A 6735-nucleotide genomic window follows, 5' to 3' on the forward strand; every position below is an offset into this window, starting at 1 on the left:
CGACAGGAGTCCCGGAATTTCGTGAGGTAGCATGGCGCGCCTAAAATTAGGTGGTATTTTTGACTAATAATGAAATATGGTTGAGTGGCAAGGAAGCCAAATAAATTTTAAAGGTTTCTGATTGTGACCTTTCTCATTTACGAAATGATGGTGAGTTGGTTTTTATCAAGTTAGGCAAAGTTTATTCTAGACAGGCTGCACTAAAATCCAGGGTTTTATTACAACTGCCCACATTAGTACATCATTTTTGATCCATAATTCGGCTTGCCGGTCTGTAACCAGATGAACTAGCTGGTTTTTCATCCATTGCTCTACCTGTACTTTATCGTCTTTGGAAAAAGCGTCTGCCACTTCTACAAGATCCATCTCCGGGGAAACATTAACCGCTAATCCCTGGGCAAAAAATCGTTGTAATTCAGACCAGGCAATTTTGGATGTTTCCTGATTAACTTTGTCTTTGCTTAAATCTTCTGGGTTCATGTTTTTAGAGGGGAGTAAAAGGGGGGGTTGTTCAGGTTTGGCAACTGGAGCAATAAACGGTAGTTCTTTGTGCCTGTTTTATTTCTGATAAAGGTTGCTGACAACGCTTACAGGGTTGACCTGCTCGGCCATAGGCATTTAATTCTTGTTTGAAATATCCTGGTTTTCCATCGCTACCAACAAAGTCACGTAGCGTTGTGCCGCCTTGTTCGATCGCTAATGTTAGTATGTTCTGTATTATATCCAGTAACTTTTGATATCGTTGTAGGGAAATATTGCCAGCAGCACGGACTGGATTGATACCTGCAGTATAAAGTGCCTCAGTGCAATAAATATTGCCTATGCCTGTGATAATATCCTGATTCATTAAAAATTGCTTGATGCTAACCTTCTTAGAGCGGGATTTTTGATATAGATAGTTGGCCGTTATCTCCGTGCCAAGAGGTTCAGGGCCAAGCTTACTTAATAGCGGGTGAGATTCTGGATCTGTGCCCAGCCATAATACGGCACCGAATCTGCGTGGATCAGTCAGGCGGATACTTTTGTTATTTGTAAACTGGATGTCGAAATGGTCGTGTTTAGCTACTGGAGTGTTATCTGTTATTACACGTAGGCTTCCTGACATGCCTAGGTGGATAAGTAATGTGCCTGTGTCAAAGTTGAGTAGTAAATATTTTGCTCTGCGTCTAAGGCTTTGCAGGGTGTGCTGCTCAATCAGCTGCGGCAGTTCTGTGGGTATGAGCCAGCGTAACTTGGGCTGACGAATGATTACTTTGAGTGCGGTTTGGTTTTTGATGTGTGGACTGATACCACGCAGGGTGGTTTCAACTTCGGGTAGTTCAGGCATGTTTACTAAATAGTGTGGCGGGTCCTGTATGCTAGGATGAGGCTTGTGTAGCCTTGGTTTTTTGTTAGGCGTGTTTGCTTAGGGCTGAGAATTTTATACAATTCTCAGTTCTTAGTCTACATGTGGCTCTAATAATGTAATAGGCTATGTATTTCGTAGTTATCCAGCTTTTCTCTGCCCTGTAAAAAATCCAGTTCAATTACAAAAGCTAGGGCTTCGACAGTAGCACCGAGTTGTTCAATTAATTCGCAGCTTGCTTTTGCAGTGCCACCAGTCGCTAATAAATCATCAATTAGTAATACGCGGTCATTTTTGTCCAGCGCGTCGGTATGAACTTCCAGATTAGCAGAGCCATACTCTAAGTCATAAGAGACGCTTTGTGCGTCGTAGGGAAGTTTTCCGGGTTTTCTTAAGGGAATAAAGGGAAGGTTAAGTTCCCAGGCGACAAGAGATCCAAAAATAAAGCCTCTTGCTTCCATGCCGGCAACAGCAGTAATATTTCTACCTAAAAAAGGCTGTATCAGTTGGTGTACAGAAAGACGTAATGTGGCGGGATCTTTAACTAAAGGGGTAATGTCCTTAAATATAATTCCGGGCTTAGGGAAGTCAGGGATGTCACGGATTTTATCTTTGAGTCGTTGCATCAGTGCTGGGTGTTTTTCTTGTAAAATGAACTAGGGCGTAGTTCATTAACTGCAAGTGGTTTAATAATGCAGAAAGCGTCTCTCATAATACGAAAAACATTCGACAGATTCATTTTGTTTTTTCCGGAAAGGTTGCTAATGCAGAGTAAAGCAACGCTGAAAAAATGTTTGATAAGCTGTGTCGGATTTCTGTTTAGACCTGCTAGTAAAGTAATGGGGCCGCCTGATTTGTTACCACCTTTACTTAAATATTCAAAGACACCTTGTTTTAGCAGGTCATTGGACATGACGCCATAGAGTGCGTTTGCCATGATATTAATATTGGTATTGGCGTGGTATCGGTCCGAATAATATAGTTCAAGTTTCTCGTGTATCAGTTTGGGATCATTGAAATCGGGCATTGCCAGTAAATGAGTGCTGAGCAAGTAGACATCATTAAATACAGCAGTCAAACCACCACCAGTTAGAGGGTGGCGCATATTGAGTGCATCACCTAGCAGAACAGCCCCTTTTCTAAGTACAGGTTTGGCTGGCATATAGTGATTGGGCATGACCTTAAAGTCATTTTCAGCCATGGCGTTTGCAAAACATTCCTTAAACTCTGCGGGCAAGAAGGGGGCAACTTTAGTTAAGATGTGCTCTTGTATGTCATCTTTTTTAGGTGCTTTTTTACCTGGGAAATCAATTAGTAAGCGTGTTTCTGTGCTAGATATCGGGTAGCAGATAAAAGGTGTCGGCGCTGACAAAAAGACATGGCCATGGTTAGGGAAGGGAAGTTCACAGTCTTTTAATACTAGGCCAATAAAAAACGAAGTAACCGTTTTTACGTTATTACTTAAGTCTTTACGGAAATTGGAGAAAAAACCATCGCTGGTAATAGTTAGCTTGGCGTTAACTGTTTTGTATTCTCTCGTGTGTTTCTCGCGGTATTTAACTCCCGTGACAACGCCATCAGTATCTTCAATCAGCTCTGAAACCGTGCCGTGAATTTGTGTGACCGTTTTATTTTTAAGTACATCTTCACGAATTTTTTGTAAAAACCGTCCATTATGCAGGCCGACTCCATGATAATCTGTAGAGTCATCAGCGTTATATGATATAGAGAAATGTTTATCACTATTGAATAAGGCATAACCATAAATCGGCTGGGAGTCAAAACCTTCAAGCAAGTGCTCCAGCCCCATCTTTTGGAGTGTCTGTACAGCGCCGGGCTGTAATAGTTCACCTACGATACGCCTCTTTTCAGTATATTCTCTATCGATAAGTGCAATTTTAATGCCTCTGGGGGCGAGATACGCAGCAATTGTCGCACCAGCCATACCTGCACCAATAATGCAAATATCAAATATATCATTATGTTCAGAAGATGTATTCATGAGAAATCTCTTTAATGGGCTTTAACGTTTTAATTTTAATATGAATAGTTAGGCTTTAATAGCGTTATTTTTATAAAATCGATTTAGTGCCCAAATAGGAAATATATTTCTATAGGAGCTATAGGTGATCATGCAGTTATAGTTGAAAACACCTGAGATGCTTTCTTGAGCCCAGTCACCATTGTCGAGTTGTCGCTGTATAAGCAAATCTATGCCACGCTGAATGGCTTCTTGTTCATCTGATTTTGCGGTTTGCAGTGCTAGTAGTGCCCATGCCGTATTAACGACCTGGGAGGTTTCGGCTTGGGTGTAGACCATTTTTGCGCAAGATTCATAGGTTTCGCCCCAGCCGCCATCAGGCATTTGCTTATTGATGAGAAAATCACAGGCCTTGTTAATGCTGGCTGTTCTTAGCTCTGCGTCAATATATTTTTTACCCTGAACCAGGGCTTCTACAGCAAACCATGTGGCATAAGTGAAACAAACCGCCCAGCCGCCATACCATGAACCATCTGTTTTTTGTTTGTTGATAATAAATTCTAGGCCTTTAGTAATGGCTAGACGTATTTCCTGATCTTTATACTCAGGGTATTGCTCTTGAATCTCAAGTAATGCAATCACACAGGCCGCACTGCATTCAGTCCAGGAGTAATCAATCATGATATCGGCAAAGATTTCAGAGGGGTTGAGTACTTCTAGCCATTGTGGAGAACGACTTAATTCATAAGTTGGCCAGCCACCATCCTGATTTTGATAGGATAGAATAATATCGACAGCCTGTTTTATGCGTTCATCACTAATGCTGCTTTTAACAATACCTGTTTTGTGTACAGCAAGAGTGGCGCTTAGGCCTTTTGCTGTGCAGTCGGCTACTGGCCAGCCTTGTTCCGCAGTAGAAAATGGCCAGCTTCCAATCATAGGATGGCGGAAAAATTCTTGGTGTGTCTCGTGTTCTTCTAGAATTTGCATGCTATCAATAAATTGATAGCTTTTATTAATGGTTTCTGGGAATTGTAGGCCTAAGTCGCTTTCCAGCATAGCGCGAGTGATAAAAGCAACATCCCATAATTGAGAGCCATTATAGCCGCTCATTTTCATGCCGTCTTCAGCAACCCATAAATAGTCATACCACCGGGCAACATGCTTTTTAAACTGTTCGGAGTCTTTACCGTATGCATGCCAGATACAAACTGAGTTAATGGCTTTACTAACAGGGCCTATATTAAGGTATTCAGTTTGAGCATCTTCAGCGTTAATATATTTTAATAAATAATCACTCGTTTTTGTTCTTAGCCACTGTGGACTGATTTTTTCATAAGTATTAGTGAATAGATTCATCCATTTCAAAACGGGTGATTGCTTAGTGTAGCAATCCTTTTCGCATACCCTATCTCTTTGCTTTGCCCAGTCTATTGAGTCAAAGTCTTCGTTGTATATTTCTTTTCTTAAGGACAGAATCAAATCGTTTTCAGGCATTTGAATGCGATGCGCCTGACAATAAGCCATCGGTAAGTATACCATACGGCTATGACACCAGTATCTAGATGGATGTACGGGGAGCCATTTTGGAAATAACCACATTTCCGGGAACAGGCTATTAAAGCCATTCCATTTGTATAAATTTAGTAGCGATAGATAAAATTTTCCCCAGGAAGGAATGCTCGCTGCTCCTCCATTGTCTTTAATCCATGCACTGGCAAGGCGTAATCTCGCATCGTCTTTATCGACACCCAATATACGCAGGGAAACGTATTGCATGACGGTCCCAAACATAGTGGGTTGTCCTTCGATATGCATGCCCCAGCCACCATCAGTATGTTGGTGGTTAAAAAGGTATACCTTCATCATTTCCTGATGGGGCTTTGGGAAGGGGGTGTCTGATATATAAGATGCTATCAATAATCCTGGCAATAAAAACAGTGGGCCACCGTAATCGCCTGGCCAGTGGCCTTCATCAGTCTGCAACTGAGAGAAGTAGTGCATGCCTTTAGTCAGGCTATCTATTAAAGTTTGTTCTTCCGCTATTTTTTGTTCAATAAGTTTGAAATTATTGCTTGCTAGTGCCTGTTGCCTAAAAACCTTATCAGCTGATGTTGGGTTAGACTGACGGTCGAAAGCAAAATCTTTACTAAATGCCTGGCGTTCCTGCTCAGAAAAATCATCTGCATTTTTTAGATGATCATCAATGTCAGACGTACCAGCCTTAAATGCCCATACTTGACGGCCATTTCTGGTGAGGAGTTTCCAAAGATTCCAGCTTGGTTTTTTTTGCGGCATGGTGGCTATACTGGGGTTCTGATCTGTTAGTTTCTAAGGTTTAGCAATAATGGTCGTTGTAATTATACAACAAGCGCAACAAAATGTGATGTAATTAACACAAATTAACATTAGTATAATTATGGTAAATGAGAAATTCTTATATATATCTGTGTATTATATTTTTTAATGGGATTTGTTATTTAATAAATATATTAGTAAACTTGAATTGTCGGGTTTTGACGACTATACTCTGAGCATGAAAAAATTAATTTTTGTTGTTTTTTTGCTACTTTTTGCACGGGGCGCTTTAGCGGACTCTATGCAAGAGAGTGTGTCAAAAATTGAAGCAACCTGGGCTGATACTAGTGAAACAGAAGCTAGTTCTGACCGTAAAAATATATTTTTGCAACTGGCTGAAGACATTACAAGTGTCGTTAGAGACTTTCCTAGTCAAGCTGAGCCCCTTATATTGAAGTCAGCTATTCTATTGACAATGGCCGAAGATGCTTCTAGTTTTGTTGCACTTGGATTGGTTAAGCAGGCAAAAGAGTTGTTAGCCAAAGCGATAGATATTAATCCGGAAGCACGTGATGGTTCAGCTTTAGTAACAATGGGTGTGTTGTATTATAAGGTGCCTGGATGGCCCGTTGCTTTTGGGGATGATAACGAAGCGGAAACGTATTTATTAAAAGCCCTGCAGGTTAATCCTGATGGGGTTGCCAGCAATTATTTTTATGCGGAGTTTTTGCTGGAGCAGGGCAAGAACGAACAGGCGTTAAGTTATCTTAATAAAGCAATTGATGCAAAAATAGATCCAGCAAACACATCATTTAAAATTAAAGTTAGGCAAAAGGCTAAAGCTCAAGCAGCTTTAGCAAGTTTATCGTAACAACTCTGCTTTACCTGATTAATGAATTAACCCCCGGCAATCCCAGGAAATCCAGTAGTTACCCTGGTACTCAACTAATATTTTTCTAGGATTATTTATTGTTTACAATTAAGAGGAGCTCTTATGTATTTTCTTTATTGGCCTGTTTTCCTAAAATTGATGGCGCGGATGTTTACCCCCGCTTAAAATCAGGGAAACGGAGCCTAAGCGGAGTGATGATTTTTAGTCCCTGGTAGGCGA

At 40.9% G+C, this 6735-nt stretch carries 6 protein-coding genes; 1 reads left to right on the forward strand and 5 read right to left on the reverse strand.

Annotated elements, in window-relative coordinates:
* Nucleotides 1-186 precede the first annotated feature (186 nt).
* The 5 genes from CDZ78_RS03095 to CDZ78_RS03115 form a co-directional block, all read right to left on the reverse strand.
* Complete coding sequence (locus CDZ78_RS03095) at nt 187-480, reverse strand: DUF2288 domain-containing protein (protein WP_087868658.1); 294 nt, start codon at nt 478-480, stop codon at nt 187-189.
* 31 nt (nt 481-511) lie between these two features.
* Nucleotides 512-1327: a bifunctional DNA-formamidopyrimidine glycosylase/DNA-(apurinic or apyrimidinic site) lyase gene (mutM, locus tag CDZ78_RS03100; RefSeq protein ID WP_087868659.1), complete on the reverse strand. Its 816-nt coding sequence runs from the start codon at nt 1325-1327 to the stop codon at nt 512-514.
* A 128-nt stretch (nt 1328-1455) separates the two neighbouring features.
* Complete coding sequence (locus CDZ78_RS03105; RefSeq protein ID WP_087868660.1) at nt 1456-1971, reverse strand: adenine phosphoribosyltransferase; 516 nt, start codon at nt 1969-1971, stop codon at nt 1456-1458.
* On the reverse strand, nt 1971-3347 hold the full coding sequence (locus CDZ78_RS03110; RefSeq protein WP_087868661.1) for an FAD-dependent oxidoreductase: 1377 nt from the start codon (nt 3345-3347) through the stop codon (nt 1971-1973). The genes CDZ78_RS03105 and CDZ78_RS03110 overlap by 1 nt, the downstream gene beginning before the upstream one ends.
* Nucleotides 3348-3395: 48 nt before the next feature.
* Nucleotides 3396-5624 (reverse strand): terpene cyclase/mutase family protein, encoded by a 2229-nt coding sequence (locus tag CDZ78_RS03115; RefSeq protein WP_087868662.1) that lies wholly within the window; start codon nt 5622-5624, stop codon nt 3396-3398.
* Nucleotides 5625-5862: 238 nt separating this feature from the next.
* Between CDZ78_RS03115 and CDZ78_RS03120 the strand changes: the two genes are divergently transcribed.
* A complete protein-coding gene (locus tag CDZ78_RS03120; protein ID WP_140413859.1) occupies nt 5863-6495 on the forward strand; it encodes a tetratricopeptide repeat protein in 633 nt (210 codons plus the stop codon).
* Nucleotides 6496-6735: the final 240 nt, after the last annotated feature.

Source organism: Bathymodiolus platifrons methanotrophic gill symbiont (genome assembly GCF_002189065.1).
GTDB lineage: Bacteria > Pseudomonadota > Gammaproteobacteria > Methylococcales > Methylomonadaceae > Methyloprofundus.